14 protein-coding genes are annotated in these 14646 nt (G+C 57.3%); 10 read left to right on the top strand and 4 right to left on the bottom strand.

The genetic code is table 11. From position 1 onward, the window contains the following. Position 1 precedes the first annotated feature (1 nt). Positions 2-1387 carry an ATP-binding protein gene (locus WD071_RS03985; RefSeq protein ID WP_368047040.1) on the top strand — a complete coding sequence of 462 codons (1386 nt, stop codon included), beginning with the start codon at positions 2-4 and terminating at the stop codon, positions 1385-1387. Between the two features lie 26 nt (positions 1388-1413). On the opposite strand, the gene WD071_RS03980 is transcribed toward WD071_RS03985, so the two are convergent. After that, positions 1414-2172, bottom strand: coding sequence for a sulfite exporter TauE/SafE family protein (locus WD071_RS03980; protein ID WP_368047039.1), 759 nt, complete (start codon positions 2170-2172; stop codon positions 1414-1416). Between the two features lie 188 nt (positions 2173-2360). Between WD071_RS03980 and pilV the strand changes: the two genes are divergently transcribed. From pilV to WD071_RS03965, 3 genes are read left to right on the top strand one after another with little or no spacing between them, the layout of a single operon-like run. Further along, the gene (gene pilV, locus WD071_RS03975) at positions 2361-2891 is read left to right on the top strand and encodes a type IV pilus modification protein PilV (RefSeq protein ID WP_368047038.1); all 531 of its coding nucleotides are present in this window, start codon (positions 2361-2363) and stop codon (positions 2889-2891) included. Continuing rightward, positions 2891-3637, top strand: coding sequence for a PilW family protein (locus WD071_RS03970; RefSeq protein WP_368047037.1), 747 nt, complete (start codon positions 2891-2893; stop codon positions 3635-3637). The genes pilV and WD071_RS03970 overlap by 1 nt, the downstream gene beginning before the upstream one ends. Positions 3638-3696: 59 nt before the next feature. Then, positions 3697-4257, top strand: coding sequence for a PilX N-terminal domain-containing pilus assembly protein (locus WD071_RS03965; protein WP_368047036.1), 561 nt, complete (start codon positions 3697-3699; stop codon positions 4255-4257). Here WD071_RS03965 and WD071_RS03960 read toward each other — a convergent pair. Next, the gene (locus WD071_RS03960) at positions 4215-4790 is read right to left on the bottom strand and encodes a GspH/FimT family pseudopilin (RefSeq protein WP_368047035.1); all 576 of its coding nucleotides are present in this window, start codon (positions 4788-4790) and stop codon (positions 4215-4217) included. The two genes, WD071_RS03965 and WD071_RS03960, sit on opposite strands and share 43 nt — an antisense overlap. Before the next feature lie 53 nt (positions 4791-4843). Between WD071_RS03960 and thiO the strand changes: the two genes are divergently transcribed. The 3 genes from thiO to WD071_RS03945 all read left to right on the top strand — a co-directional run bounded on the left by thiO (position 4844) and on the right by WD071_RS03945 (position 8462). Then, positions 4844-5965, top strand: a complete 1122-nt coding sequence (thiO, locus tag WD071_RS03955) for a glycine oxidase ThiO (protein WP_368047034.1) — start codon at positions 4844-4846, stop codon at positions 5963-5965. 150 nt (positions 5966-6115) lie between these two features. Continuing rightward, complete coding sequence (locus WD071_RS03950) at positions 6116-7801, top strand: NAD+ synthase (protein WP_368047033.1); 1686 nt, start codon at positions 6116-6118, stop codon at positions 7799-7801. A gap of 55 nt (positions 7802-7856) precedes the next feature. Continuing rightward, the gene (locus tag WD071_RS03945) at positions 7857-8462 is read left to right on the top strand and encodes an SIS domain-containing protein (RefSeq protein WP_368047032.1); all 606 of its coding nucleotides are present in this window, start codon (positions 7857-7859) and stop codon (positions 8460-8462) included. Between the two features lie 95 nt (positions 8463-8557). Here the strand turns inward: WD071_RS03945 and WD071_RS03940 are convergent, their stop codons facing one another. Continuing rightward, positions 8558-9574 carry an outer membrane protein assembly factor BamD gene (locus WD071_RS03940; RefSeq protein WP_368047031.1) on the bottom strand — a complete coding sequence of 339 codons (1017 nt, stop codon included), beginning with the start codon at positions 9572-9574 and terminating at the stop codon, positions 8558-8560. 82 nt (positions 9575-9656) lie between these two features. On the opposite strand from WD071_RS03940, the gene rluD reads away from it, so the two are divergent. The 3 genes from rluD to clpB all read left to right on the top strand — a co-directional run bounded on the left by rluD (position 9657) and on the right by clpB (position 14171). Next, positions 9657-10613, top strand: coding sequence for a 23S rRNA pseudouridine(1911/1915/1917) synthase RluD (gene rluD, locus WD071_RS03935; protein WP_368047030.1), 957 nt, complete (start codon positions 9657-9659; stop codon positions 10611-10613). Next, positions 10613-11425 (top strand): peptidoglycan editing factor PgeF, encoded by an 813-nt coding sequence (gene pgeF / locus WD071_RS03930; protein WP_368047029.1) that lies wholly within the window; start codon positions 10613-10615, stop codon positions 11423-11425. Before rluD ends, pgeF begins: the two co-directional genes overlap by 1 nt. A gap of 133 nt (positions 11426-11558) precedes the next feature. Beyond that, complete coding sequence (clpB, locus tag WD071_RS03925; protein WP_368047028.1) at positions 11559-14171, top strand: ATP-dependent chaperone ClpB; 2613 nt, start codon at positions 11559-11561, stop codon at positions 14169-14171. Between the two features lie 237 nt (positions 14172-14408). Here the strand turns inward: clpB and WD071_RS03920 are convergent. Next, on the bottom strand, positions 14409-14646 hold a 238-nt coding region (locus WD071_RS03920), incomplete at its 5' end, for a hypothetical protein (RefSeq protein ID WP_368047027.1).

Genomic DNA, 14646 nt, shown 5'->3' with positions numbered 1-14646 from the left:
GGTGACTGCCCGCATCATCGGTGGTTACTCCCTGCAAAATCGTCTTCTGATTGCGGTCAGTGTCCTGTTGACGGTGTTTCTCGGGCTGACCGGCGCCGTGCTTGATCGGGCATTCAGAAACAGTCTGGAAACCGGCGTAGCCGAACAGCTGCAGGTACAGATCTATGTACTGTTGGCGGCGGTAGATGAAGCCGGCGGCAATTTCTACTTCAGTGGGAATCTGCGCGAGCCGCGCTTTTCGCAGTTGAACTCGGATCTTTATGGCTTTATCAGCAGCGCCGATGACGGCGAGCTGCTGCGAACTGCGTCGGCGCTCGACATCAGTTATGACTCCCTTGGGCTGGGTTATGACCTGGCCATTGGTGAAACAGGTTTTGGCCGCTTGCAAATGGCAGGGCGCGGCGAATTTTTTGTCAGCAGCTACGCGGTCACCTGGGAGAACCGGCCTTCGCCCATTCAGTTTTCGGTACTGGAAGCGACAGACACCTTCGAAATCGAAGTGGCCAATTTCAGAAGCAGCCTCTGGTCCTGGCTGGGTGGGCTGGCAGTGTTGTTACTGGTGCTCCAATTATTGCTGTTGCGCTGGGGTCTGGCACCCCTGCGCCGACTGGCGCGTGATCTGAAGCAGATCGAAACAGGCCAAAGTGAGGTACTTGATACTTCATATCCCCGGGAGCTGAGCGCCGTCACCCAGAATCTTAATCTGTTGATTCAGTCCGAGCGCAAACAGCAGTCGCGCTATCGAACCACACTGGCTGATCTGGCGCACAGCCTGAAAACGCCGCTGGCGGTGATACAGGGTGAGCTTGGCGGCGACGCCGAAGCACGCAGCCAAAGCAGAATTGTTCAGGAACAGCTGGACCGTATGAATCAGATCGTCAGCTATCAGTTGCAGCGTGCGGTTAGCGCGGGCAGTGCCAGCACGCTGGCCAGGCAGGTAAGCGTTGCTGATGCTGCCGCCAAAGTCGGCCGAACGCTGGAAAAGGTGTATGCGGATAAACCGGTCACAATTGCGCTTGATATTGACAATGCATTCAACTTTCTTGGCGACGAACGGGACCTGCTGGAAATACTGGGGAATCTGCTGGATAACGCCTGTAAATATGGTCATGGTAACGTCGCTGCTACGGCGGTACTTGAGTCTGCTGCGCCGCCGCGGATGCTGTTGCGAGTGGACGACAACGGCCCGGGTATCAGTCCGGCTGACCGCGATCGTGTTCTGCAGCGAGGGGTGCGGTTGGACACATTGGCGCAGGGGCAAGGCATCGGTCTTGCCGTGGTCGTTGATATTGCCGCCAGCTATGGCGCCAGGGTCAGTATCGGTGACAGTGCGCTGGGCGGCGCCTCAATCACAGTCGTGTTTGACAACATCCGAATAACGGATTGAAAAGCGTTGCCCGTTTGCGGACAGTTTCAGAACAGCACGGCGGCCACACATGACACCAGGGTCATGACAAACAAAAACCATTTGATGGTGTTTTGCTGAACGGAAATGGCAAAGCGTACGCTGAAGTAACTGCCCAGCATGGTGCCCACTGCCAGAATCAGACCGGGAACCCATTCAACCAGATCAAACCAGATGAATATCAGCAGTGATATGGACGTGAACGCCAGGGTGCAGACCATCTTCAGCGCATTGGCGCGCACCAGATCATAACGCAGGCCGCCGGCCAGTGCGGCAAGCAGAATAAACCCGACCCCGGCCTGCACGAAACCACCATAGATGCCGGCAAAAAAAAGTCCCCACCAGGCCACCCGGCTGTCATTGACTGATTTCACGGGCGTGCCGGGCGGCGGCGCAATAAAGCCCGGGCGCAGTAAAATAATGGCAGACATGGTGAGAACGGTGCCCAGCAATAAAGGCTTCAGGGCGACGTTAGGCATCAGCGCAGCAATCAGCGCACCCATGGCTCCGCCGATCATGCTGGGTACCAGAATTGACCAGATAGAAGGGGTGTCAAGTTTGCCATAGTGGTGAAAACCACGAACCGCCACAACACCCTGCAGAATCACCCCGACCCGGTTGGTGCCGTTGGCAACATCCGGCGGCAGCCCCAGCACCATAAGCATGGGCAGGGTCAGGTTTGACCCGCCACCGGCCAGTGTATTTATCCAGCCCGCGATCAACCCCAGGAATGCCAGCAAGGCGAGTAAAAAAGGATCATATTCCATGGCGGGTCCGCGTGGCACTGAGCAGGTGAAGCGCGGATTATAGGGAAAAATCTGAACGAAAGCCAAAGCGCACAGCTGATGACTGTAAGCACAGGATTGTGGCATGCCGCACAGTCTTGTCTCTACGACGGTGGCGGGCAGGCAGATTGACTATACTGGTATCAGGTACTGGAAGTGACAGGCACTGAATGACGGGCATTCTGTTTGAGGGAGAGGTGGATGAAGAGGTGAATGAGATGGCGGGTACCACCGGAGAATTGAACAAAAGTCGCGGAATTGCACTGATCGAAGTTCTGCTGAGCAGTTTTATTATGACCACTGGCATGCTTGCTGTGTTGAGCCTGCAGACCATGGCGCTGGGCCGGACGCAGGTCACCAGCCATCTGTTGCAGGCGGAATGGTTGCTCAACGATATGCTGGAGCGTATGCAAGCCAATCCTCGAGGCTTTGACCGGTCGCTGCAGACAACGCCGCGCGGGCGGATAACACCCCGATGTGAGACCTTGTCAGGGTGTTCGCCCGCTGCGCTTGCCGCGCATGACCTGGCTCGCTGGCACCATCAGGTGGAAACGCGGCTGCCCGGTGGTAATGCGGAAATTGTGCCGACGACAGTTCAGGGTTATCCGGACTCGGCGAGGATTTACCAGGTATCTGTCCTCTGGCAGACAGCGCAGGGGCCGTTAGCGCTGCCGGGCAGCAGTGCTATCGTGGTGTTGTGATGAAACAGTCGTGGTTCTGTTGCCGGGGCATGACGCTGATGGAGTTGCTGATCTCTCTTGCGCTGGGTGCCAGCCTGAGTGTGGCGATCCTGCAGTTGTTCGCGGGCAGCATGCGCATTCAATCCATGCACAGCGCCGTTCAGGATCTTCAACATCGAACGGCATACGCGCAGTTTTTGCTGCGATCGGGTATTTACGCATCGGCATCACCCTGCGCGCCGGTTGTTGGCATGTTGTCTGATCAGCCTGGTCACCCGCTCCGGATCTTTGCCTCACACGCCGCTGCGCCAGATGCCCTGCCGGAAAGTCAGGTGTTGAGGCTGCGTTCCAGTGATTGCGAGGCGCCAGCTCACTTTTATTACATCGGGCGGCGTGCAAATGATGCGGAGAACCCGGCCGGATTGTTCAGGCGCAGGCAGCGAAGCGATGGGTCGTACCAGGCCGCAGAAGAGCTGGTGGAAGGCGTCAGCGCAATGACAACGTCGGTGGGTGTCACCGTGTGCCCTGAAGAGCCTCTGACAGAGGCTGGCACTGCGCCCGGCTGTGTCCTGGCTTATGTTGATATTGATCAGCTTGCGGATTGGTCTGACGTATTTGTCGTGGAGATTACATTGTCTGTGCAGCCCCTGACTGATGCGGTTGCGCAGGCTGATGCGGCCACAGATTTCCCTGCTGACGGGATGACAGTGCAATTCAGCACAGCGCTGCGTCACGCGGAACCGCACTCGTCCGGCAGCGATTCATGACACCCACAGGCATTTGTCTGTGCGTTGGTGTGACAACACAACAGGGCAGATCGCAACAGATGAAATCACAACGAGGTTCCGTGTTGCTGTTCGCACTGATTTTTATGGCTGTGTTGGCGTCCATGGCATTGTCGGGCATGGATGCAGCATCGCTGGCTACCAGATCGGCGTTGAATTACAGGGATCATGATCGCGCCTTCCGTACTGCAGAATCTTTGCTGACAGCACTTGATGCCTCACTGCTTGGGTTGATCAGGCGCGAAGGTCTGAGCGTTGCCATGGATGGTTTGACCGGATCGGAAACAGACATTGTGATGTCCCCCGGGGCGGTCGAAACAACCGGCACAAGCACCGCTGTGTATCGGGCCGACGCTGCCGGGTTCAGTGTTGCACCGCTGGCAGACACAGCGGTGGACGCGGTTGTTTGCGGGCCGCTGTACCGGGTGTCAGTGCAGGCATCGGGCAGACGGCCGGGGACGGTGATCAGCCTGGTTTTGGAACGGCGGATCTGCTGTGATGACATGGCGGCCTGCGAGGCGGGCGATTTTGTATCGATGGAGCGGTCATGGCGCCGCGCTCAGGAACAGCGCAGCGGATCGCCGCCACTGTTTTCCCGGTAACCATCGCCATCGCTGTCCCGGGCAAACCTGAAGCGACCGCTGCCGTTGAGTACAAGTTGATGGGCGGGCACGGCGCTGTGTTCCGGAGGACACCAGGTCAGGTTGCCATTCTGACCTGTCAGTCCGCCATATCGGTCAATAAGGAGTCGCTGGCGATTACCGAAAGCACGCCAGCTTAGCTCCCCTTTCATGTCGCGCCATTGCACCAGGGTGATTGCCTCCTCATTGTTGTCACGCTGACGATTGGCATCATCATCGATGAAAATCATGGCGCCATATTGCCAGTCTCCGGCACAGTTGTGGTGCTCATCACTGGGGCACAAGGTGATTGTCCGGCCTTGCCGGATCGCGGCACTGCGTGCACTGTCGACCAGATTCAGGAACTGGCGCAGAACGCGAGACGACTCTTCCTGCTCCAGCATGGAGAAAACCGGCAGGGCAAGTGTTGTCAGTATTGTTATAATCGCCAGCGTAAAAAACAGTTCCAGCAAGCTCATGCCTCGCTGGGCATGGGCGTTTGATTTATCGGGCATTTGCTACCTCCGTATCCAGAGTGTAGTTGCCGCTCGCAACAGGGTGCGCAGTTTTGAGTGATTTTTTGATTTGTGGCGGCGGTGTGTCAGGCATGCTGGTTGCGCGGGGGTTAAGCCGGCATGGCGCGAGCGTGCAGCTTGTGGAGCGGGGTGTCTGTGGACGGGAAGCTTCCTGGGCCGGCGGTGGCATTGTGTCGCCGCTGTATCCCTGGCGTTATTCCGAACCGGTGACGGCACTGGCCAACAGGGCGCAGGATGCCTACCCCGAGCTGGCGAAAGCCTTGGCAGATGAAACCGGCATTGATCCGGAATTGACAGCAAGCGGTCTGACGATGCTGGACGCGGATGACCATGCTGACGCTCTGTTATGGGCGCAACGTCACGACCGCCGGATGGAGGCCTGGCAGACATCACAGATTTATGCGCATGAGCCAGCGTTGGCGCCGGGCAGCGAACGCGCGCTGCACATGCCGGCCGTTGCCAATATACGCAATCCCCGACTGGTGAAAGCCCTGGCCGCCAGCCTGGGTCTGCAGAAATCCGTCCGTGTTCATGAACAGTCCGAAATCCTGCGTTTTGAACATCACGGTGGTCGTATGGCGGCGCTGTGGGTGCGGCAACAGGGGCAGGAAACCCGCATGCAGGCAGATGCCTTTGTGCTGGCAGCCGGTGCCTGGACCGGGCAGTTGCTGGCGCGTCTGGGGCTGGAGATGCCGGTGGTGCCCGTCAAAGGACAAATGCTGTTGTACAAGGCCGATACCGCATTGCTCAACGGTATAGTGCTGAGCCAGGGGCGCTACCTGATCCCTCGTCGCGATCATCATATTCTGGTGGGCAGTACCCTGGAGCATGCCGAATTCGACAAATCCATTACCGCCGAGGCATGTGATAGCCTGCGCGCATCGGCGGAACAGATGCTGCCGGTGTTGTCCTCACTTCCAGTGCTGCAGCAATGGGCCGGTCTGCGTCCCGGGGCGCCGGGCGGCGTTCCGTTCATCGGCCGGGTTCCGGGTTTCAGCAATGTTTATATCAACGCCGGTCACTATCGCAATGGCCTGGTGCTGGCGCCGGCGTCGGCTGATCTGCTGGTGGATATTCTGGCGCGGACACCCGGTCAGCTGGATGGTCGGCCCTATGACCCTGAGCTACGCGGCGTCAAGGCGGTAAAACCTTGAATAACCCGATTTTTATCTGATCACTTTCGCTCTGAAGGGCGTATACCGAAGGTTGCAAGTGATTGGGGTTTTACTTCCGCTGCTCGATTGACAGACAATACCGCAGCTTTTCTCCGCAGGTGCAGGACGACACAGACTATAGAGGATCGTATGATCAGCCAGTTGACGATAGTGATGGCGCAATTGAATCTGTTGGTGGGAGACATCCCCGGCAACACCCAGGCAATCCTGCGGGCCTCGCGTGACGCTGTCAGTAAGCATAAAGCGGATGTCGTGGTTTTCCCGGAATTGAGTTTGACCGGTTATCCTGCCGAGGACCTGTTGCTACGGCCGAGCCTGGCAAACAGGATCGAGGCAGCCCTGAATGAGTTGTGTCAGGCACAGATTCCAGCCTATCTGATAGTTGGCTACCCGTTGACGCAAAACGGGCTCCTGTTCAATGCGTTGTCGGTCATCCACAACGGCAGCATCGTGACGACTTACCGTAAACAGAGCTTGCCCAATTACCAGGTGTTTGATGAGCGCCGATATTTCCAGGCCGGCAATTCACCCTGCATTGTCGACATAAAGGGTTTGTCTGTTGCGTTGACGATTTGCGAGGATCTGTGGGATCCATTGCCGATCCGGCAGGCATCGCAGGCTGGTGCCGGCCTGTTGATCAATATCAATGCATCTCCCTTCCATACTGACAAGCTGGAGCAGCGCCAACGTCTGCTGGCGCGGCGCGCCTTCGAGTCGGGCACGCCGATCATGTATGTGAATCAGGTGGGTGGCCAGGATGAACTGGTGTTCGACGGCAACTCCATGGTGGCAGATTCTGAAGGCAAGGTAACCGTTGTGGGTCCGGCATTCGCCGAAGCGCTAATGCCCGTGGTATTCCGCATTGACAACGCACTGGCCAGGCCGGTGATTGATGCCCATGCTGAAGGCGTCACCCCCGACTCAGTGCCGATGGCGCCAACGGCGAGTGTCGTCGAGCAGCGCTGCTATCAGGCGATGATGCTGGGCTTGCGTGATTACGTGCGAAAGAACCGTTTCACGTCGGTTATTCTTGGTTTGTCCGGCGGTATTGATTCAGCGCTGACGCTGGCAATAGCCGTTGATGCACTGGGCGCTGAGCAAGTGACCGCGCTCATGATGCCCTTCACCTACACGTCGGACCTGAGCATTCGGCTGGCCGCCGCTCAGGCCGAACGTTTGGGTGTACACTACGATGTCATTCCGATTACCGACTGCTACCAGGCGTTTGCCGGTGCTCTGGCAGCGCAGTTCGCTGGTTTGCCAACAGATCTGACAGAACAGAATATCCAGGCCCGGTGCCGGGGTGTCATGCTGATGGCGATTTCCAATAAAAAAGGCGCTCTGGTATTGACCACGGGTAACAAAAGCGAGATCGCCGTGGGTTACTCTACCCTGTACGGTGACATGGCAGGTGGTTTTAATGTGCTGAAAGATGCCAGCAAGACGCTGGTTTATCGTCTGGCAGCGTATCGCAACGCCGTCGCTGCCTCCGATGGGGAGGACGATGTGATCCCGGTCGAGGTTATCGAGCGTGCTCCTTCCGCCGAATTGGCGCCGGGACAGAAAGATGACGACAGCTTGCCACCCTACGATCGACTTGATCAGATCCTGGCATTGTATATTGAGGCGGATCTGAGCGCAGATGCCATTGTCGCCAGAGGTTTTGCACAAGAGGAGGTTCACCGGGTGCTGCGTCTGGTGGACATCAATGAGTACAAGCGACGGCAGGCTCCGATTGGTGTGCGTTTGACAGAAAGAGCCTTTGGCCGTGACCGCCGCTACCCCATTACGCAGGGCTGGGCCGCAGGAGAGTGAGCAGCCCGGCAGGCCGAATCAGAATAAAGCAGTCGTGCAGGACAAGGAGGATAGTTTGAACGCAACTGACACCAGACACATCATTACCGGCACACTGACAGATGCCCGGGATTTTTTAAGCCGGTTTTTATCTGAAGACAGCAATATCAACGCCATCGAAAAGGCGTCTGCCGTGCTGATCGAGGCACTGCGTGGCGGGGGTGCCATCTACAGTTGCGGCAACGGGGGCTCGATGAGTGATGCCATGCATTTTGCCGAGGAACTCACCGGCCGCTATCGTGATAACCGCCCGGGGCTCTCTGCGACGGCGATCAGCGATCCGGGGCATATCAGTTGTGTGGCCAATGATTTTGGTTACGAACACATTTTTTCGCGTTACCTGCAGGCACGCGGCCGACCTGGTGATTGCCTGTTTGCCATCAGCACCAGTGGCACCAGCAAGAATGTGCTTAAGGCGGCTGAACATGCCCGTGACAACGGGATACAGGTGATCAGCCTGACCGGCGCACCCGGGTCATCGCTGGGTACGCTGGCGACCGTTGATATCAGTGCGGGCGCAAGCCGCTACGCGGATCGGGTGCAGGAGGTTCATATCAAGGTGATTCATATCCTGATCGAGCTGATCGAGCGGGATTTCTTTCCGGAAAATTACACGGCCTGAATGCTGTCTGTCTGATTCGTCTGTTGGTTTTGACCCGGGGGGCCGCAAACTCCTCAGGATGCGGCCCCCCGTGTGTCAGATGAGGTCGGGTGGGGTCAGATGGGATCGGGCGTGCCCGGTGGTGGCTCCGTCGGCGTCGGCACCGTGTTTGCATCCCGGCCAAAGCGCCCCAGGGTCAGTATATTGAGCAGCGACCGGCTGCGTTCAGGTACTGCCCTTTCCGGCTCGATTGAACGCTGCGGCCGGGTGGTTGGCGCCAGCGGCGTATTGTCTTCATTGCTGCCCAGCAGACCAAAGGTGACGGTATACAGCAACGACGGGTTGGTCACGTGGTTGCGCACGACAAACTCGCCGCGGTTATTCAGTGTTTCATGATCAGGATAGTTATCGCGCAGCAGTGCCAGCGAGGTGTCTGCCAGATCGTTCAGACCCAGGCGCAGATAACACTCCACCATGATGGCGACAGCATCAGCGACGACAGGGCTGCCCTGAAAGTTTTCCACCACGTATCGGCCACGATTCAAGGCGGCAACATACGCCCGGCGTTCCATGTAGTAGTTGGCAACATGAATTTCGTACTGGGCCAGGTTGTTGCGCAGAAACACCATGCGGGCGCGCGCATCGGCTGTGTAGTCACTGTCCGGGTACAGCGTCATCAGCAGAGAAAATTCATTGAAGGCGTCGCGGGCGCGGCTGATGTCCCGCTTGGCAGGGTCAGTCGGCAGGAAGCGGCTCATGAAACCGGTGTTCTCTGAAAATGTCGCCACGCCTTTCATGTAATAGGCGTAGTCGATACTCTCATGGTCGGGATGCAGGCGAATAAAACGGTCCGCTGCCGCTCGCGCGCCCTCCAGGTTAGAGGAGCGATAATGCGCATAAATCAGTTCCAGTTGCGCCTGCGCGGCGTACTGGCCAAACGGGAACCTGGATTCCAGAGCCTGGTAGGTTTGCACGGCACCGGAGAAGTTGGACGCATTCAACTGCTGATTGGCTGTCCGGTAGAATTGTTCTTCAGTTGACAGGGACGCAAACTCATCCCGGTCCCCGCCAAACGAGGAACAGGACACGGCAGTTATCAACAAAGCAATGATTAGCAGGACTCGCACGCTCAAAACACCTCTCGACTGGCAAAACAGACTATAATGCCTGTCATTAATCGCTTATTTAACCACACCATCCGGTCTATACCCAAATATGTCAGAACGAATTTCTTTAACCGCCGTTGTACCCGATGATCTTGATGGCGCCAGATTAGACCAGGCTGCGGCCAGTTTGTTCGCAGATTATTCGCGCGGGCGTCTGCAACAATGGATAAAGGACGGCTTTTTGCTGGTCAACACCGGTCACAAGCGGGCCAAAGACCGGCTCAGTGCGGGTGACAGGCTGGAGCTGAGAGCGGAACTGGATGATACCCAGAACAATGGCTGGCAGGCCGAGGCGCTGGCGCTGGACATCGTTTATGAAGATGATGTTGTGCTGGTGTTGAACAAACCGGCGGGCACGGTGGTACATCCGGCAGCGGGCAATCGCAGTGGCACCCTGATGAACGGTCTGCTGCACTACTGCCCGTCGCTGCAGCATTTGCCGCGTGCCGGTATCGTGCACCGCCTGGACAAGGATACAACGGGATTAATGGTGGTGGCCAAGACACTGCCCGCCCATCATCGACTGGTTCGCCAGTTGCAGAAACGCTCGGTAACCCGTCAGTACGAAGCCGTAGTTCAGGGCGTGCTGACCGCCGGTGGCATGGTTGATGAACCCCTGGGTCGCCACCCGGTGCAGCGCAAAAAAAGAGCAGTTGTGCAAAGCGGCAAGGCGTCGGTCACGCATTACCGAGTGATCAGGCGCTTTACTGCCCATACACATGTACAGCTGAAACTGGAGACCGGGCGCACGCATCAGATTCGTGTTCATATGAGCCACATCCGGCACCCGCTGATCGGCGACCCCATGTATGGCGGGCGCCTGCATATCCCGGCAGGGTGCAGCCCCGAGTTGGCCGAACAATTGCGGCAGTTCAAGCGCCAGGCGCTGCACGCGGCAAAACTCGGATTTGTGCATCCGGAAAGCGGTGAAGAGGTGAGCTGGGAAGTGCCGGCCCCGGATGATATGCGCACACTGCTCGATGTTCTGAAACGGGATGCAGGCTGATGGCGGGAGCTGTGAGCGTCGGATTCCGCACGGCACAGTTCGGCGGATTTTCCTGGCAAACACCCGATTGGCCGACGCCCACAGCAGTCGGCGCACTGGTGACGACCAGGCCCGGCGGCTTCAGCCTGCCGCCTTATGACGGCTTTAACCTTGGTACCCATGTCGGTGATGACTTGGCGTCGGTGCGGCGCAATCGCCGGGTGCTGCGCAATGCCGTGCCCGGACTGAAGCGCTTGCAGTGGCTGAACCAGGTGCACGGCAATGCTGTCATATCGATAAGTGCCGGCGAATCACCGCTGCGACGTCGCCGGGCCGATGCGGCCTGCATCATGCAGCCAGGGGACGGGGTGGCGATCCTGACGGCCGACTGCCTGCCGGTATTGTTCTGCTCACGTGATGGTGGGGTTGCTGCAGCGGCTCACGCTGGCTGGCGGGGATTGCTGGACGGCGTTCTGGAGAACACGGCGCTGGCGATGGGCCGACAGGGTTCCGATCTGATGGCCTGGCTGGGTCCGGCGATCGGCCCTTGCTGTTTCGAAGTGGGCGACGAGGTGCGAACCGCGTTTATCGCGGCGGCGGCTGCTGATGCCAAAGCTGCTGCTGCCAGTGCTTTTACCCCACTGCCTGACAAAGCAGGCAAAAGTCTCATGGATATCTACGCTGTTGCGCGGCAACGCCTGTTACAGGCAGGCATCAGCAACGTTTATGGCGGCGGGCAATGTACTGTGTGTGATGACAAACAGTTTTTCTCGTATCGACGCAACGGTGTGACCGGCCGCATGGCCAGCTTGATCTACCTCAAGAATCACTGAATCAGGCGTTCTGTTTGCCTGTTATGTCCAGGGGCACGCTTGAATTTGCCCGGCGTCACCTCAATCTAAAGAGCCAGTAACATATTATTCTGAGCCATTGTCCGCTGCGGACGCTGGTTTATTGAGGTGACAGATGAGAATGGATCAACTGACAAGCAAGTTGCAGGCGGCGCTGGCCGACGCGCAGTCGCTGGCGCTGGGTAATGACAACAATTTTATCGAGCCGGTGCACCTGATGATCAGTCTGCTCGAACAGAAGAGCGGCTCTGTCCGGCCTTTGTTGTCGCAAACCGGTTTCGATATTGCCAGCTTGCGTAAAGGCCTGAACGACATCCTGCAAAGGCTGCCCAAGGTGGAAGGCAATGGCGCTGATGTGACCATGTCCAACGACCTGGGGCGTTTGTTGAATCAAGCCGACAAGAGTTCACAAAAAAACGGTGACAAATACATCTCGAGTGAATCGGTCATTCTGGCCGCCATGGCTGATAAAGGCGAAGTGGGGCGTTTGCTGGGTAGTTTCGGGATCTCGGAAAAAGCACTGGAGACCGCCATCAGCAATCTGCGTGGTGGTGAGAAAGTCACTGACGCCGACGCCGAAGAATCCTGGCAGGCGCTGTCCAAATACTGTATCGATCTGACCGAACGCGCAGGCAAAGGCGACCTTGATCCGGTCATCGGTCGAGACAGTGAGATTCGTCGCACCATTCAGGTGTTGCAGCGCCGCACAAAAAACAACCCGGTGCTCATTGGTGAACCGGGTGTAGGTAAAACAGCCATCATCGAAGGCCTGGCGCAGCGCATTGTCAACGGTGAGGTACCCGAAGGCCTGAAAGACAAAAAGATCCTGGCACTGGACATGGGCGCCTTGATCGCTGGCGCCAAGTTCCGTGGTGAATTTGAGGAACGCCTGAAAGGCGTGCTTAAGGAGCTGTCCAAACAGGAAGGCTCAGTCATCCTGTTTATTGATGAAATTCATACCATGGTTGGCGCTGGCAAAGCAGAGGGCTCCATGGATGCCGGCAATATGCTGAAACCGGCATTGGCCCGAGGCGAGCTGCATTGTGTGGGTGCCACCACCCTGGACGAATATCGCAAGTATATTGAAAAGGACGCGGCACTGGAGCGCCGATTTCAGAAAGTGCTGGTGGATGAGCCGACCGAGGAAGACACCATTGCCATTTTGCGCGGCCTGAAAGAGCGCTACGAAGTCCACCACGGTGTACAGATTGCTGACGCGGCAATCATTGCGGCGGCGCGTTTGTCGCAGCGCTATATCCCTGATCGCCAGTTGCCGGACAAAGCCATCGACCTGATTGATGAAGCGGCCAGCATGATCCGTATGGAAATCGATTCCAAACCGGAAGAAATGGACAAGCTGGAGCGTCGCCTGATCCAGTTGAAGATCGAGCGTGAAGCGCTGAAAAAGGAAGAAGACGAGGCCTCGCGCAAACGCCTGGAGAAACTGGCCGAAGATATTCAGCGCGTAGAAAGAGAATTTGCCGATCTGGACGAGATCTGGAAGGCAGAAAAAGCCTCGGTACACGGCACCCAGTCGATCAAGAGCAACCTGGAAAAGGCCCGTGCTGATCTTGAGTCCGCCCGTCGTGCCGGTGACCTGGCGCGCATGTCGGAACTGCAATACGGTGTCATTCCCAATCTGGAGAAGACGCTGGATATGTCCACGCAGGCCGAGATGATGGACATGCAACTGCTGCGCAGCCGCGTCACCGAGGAAGAAATTGCCGATGTGGTATCGCGCTGGACCGGTATTCCGGTATCCAAAATGCTGCAGAGTGACAAACAGAAACTGTTGCAGATGGAGGACGCGCTGCACAAACGGGTGATCGGTCAGCATGAGGCGGTTACCGCGGTGGCCAATGCGGTGCGGCGCTCGCGTTCGGGGCTGTCGGATCCCAACCGGCCCAATGGCTCTTTCCTGTTCCTGGGGCCTACCGGGGTCGGCAAAACCGAACTGTGCAAAGCCCTGGCCGAATTCCTGTTTGATACTGAAGAGGCCATGGTGCGCATCGACATGTCCGAGTTCATGGAACAGCATTCGGTAGCCCGTCTGATCGGCGCCCCTCCGGGGTATGTCGGTTATGAAGAGGGCGGCTACCTGACCGAAGCAGTGCGCCGCCGGCCGTATTCAGTGCTGCTGCTGGATGAGGTGGAGAAAGCGCACCCGGATGTGTTTAATATCCTGCTGCAGGTGCTTGATGATGGCCGGTTGACTGATGGTCACGGGCGCACGGTGGATTTCCGCAATACGGTGATCGTCATGACCTCCAACCTGGGGTCCGACCGTATTCAGGATATGCTGGGCAATGATCCGACCGACGAGGTCGCTTACGAGCGTGTGAAGCATGATGTGATGTCAGTGGTGACGCGGCACTTCCGGCCCGAATTTGTTAACCGTATTGATGAAACGGTGGTGTTCCATCCGCTGGCTGCCAGCCAGATCCGGGGTATCGCCGATATTCAGATTGCCTCGCTCAATAAGCGTCTGAATTACAATGATCTGGCCATTGAGGTGTCCGATGCGGTGCTCGACAAGGTTGCCGAGCTGGGTTACGACCCGGTGTATGGTGCCCGCCCGCTGCGCCGTGCGCTGCAGAACTGGATTGAGAACCCGCTGGCGCAGCGTGTCATCCAGGGCGAATATGCGCCCGGCGACTGTATCCTGGTTGATGTGGATGAAAATGGTTTTATTTTCGACAAACGCAGGCAAGACGGGCCTCACGCTTGACAATGCCTGAAATCGTGGGAAAATTGTGCGTTGCCGCTGGGGGAGCCGTATCCGGTTCCTCCACTGCACGCAGACTGAGAAGGTAATCCCCTCCCCAAATCTGCTCTGGCCGGGTTGCGTCGAAAAATGTCAGCCCCGGGGCTCGCTAGGTGTCAGACAACATCCACCTAGGTTCCAATACGTTACCGACGTGCGGAACCGGCATGTATCAGGGCTGCTTATGTCGCTCAGGGCTGTTTATGGCTCAAGGCTGTTTTCTGGCTCAGGGCTGTTTAAGTCGCTCAAGGCTGTCATATCGCGCTGATATACTTGCTGAAAGATCTTGTTGATTGGTTCTGAATATAAAAGGATAACTTTATCTGCGAAGATACTGTCCCAAGACAGTGTCTTATTGACGTTATTTCTGACGTCACATTTTTGAGAGGCTATAAAAGTGGAATTGCTTTCTGGTGGTGAAATGCTGATTCGTGCGCTG

The organism is Pseudohongiella sp., assembly GCF_040877505.1.
In the GTDB taxonomy this organism is placed as follows: domain Bacteria; phylum Pseudomonadota; class Gammaproteobacteria; order Pseudomonadales; family Pseudohongiellaceae; genus Pseudohongiella.
Note: the sequence above shows the minus strand (reverse complement) of the source record. Positions and strands in the feature narration are given on the sequence as shown.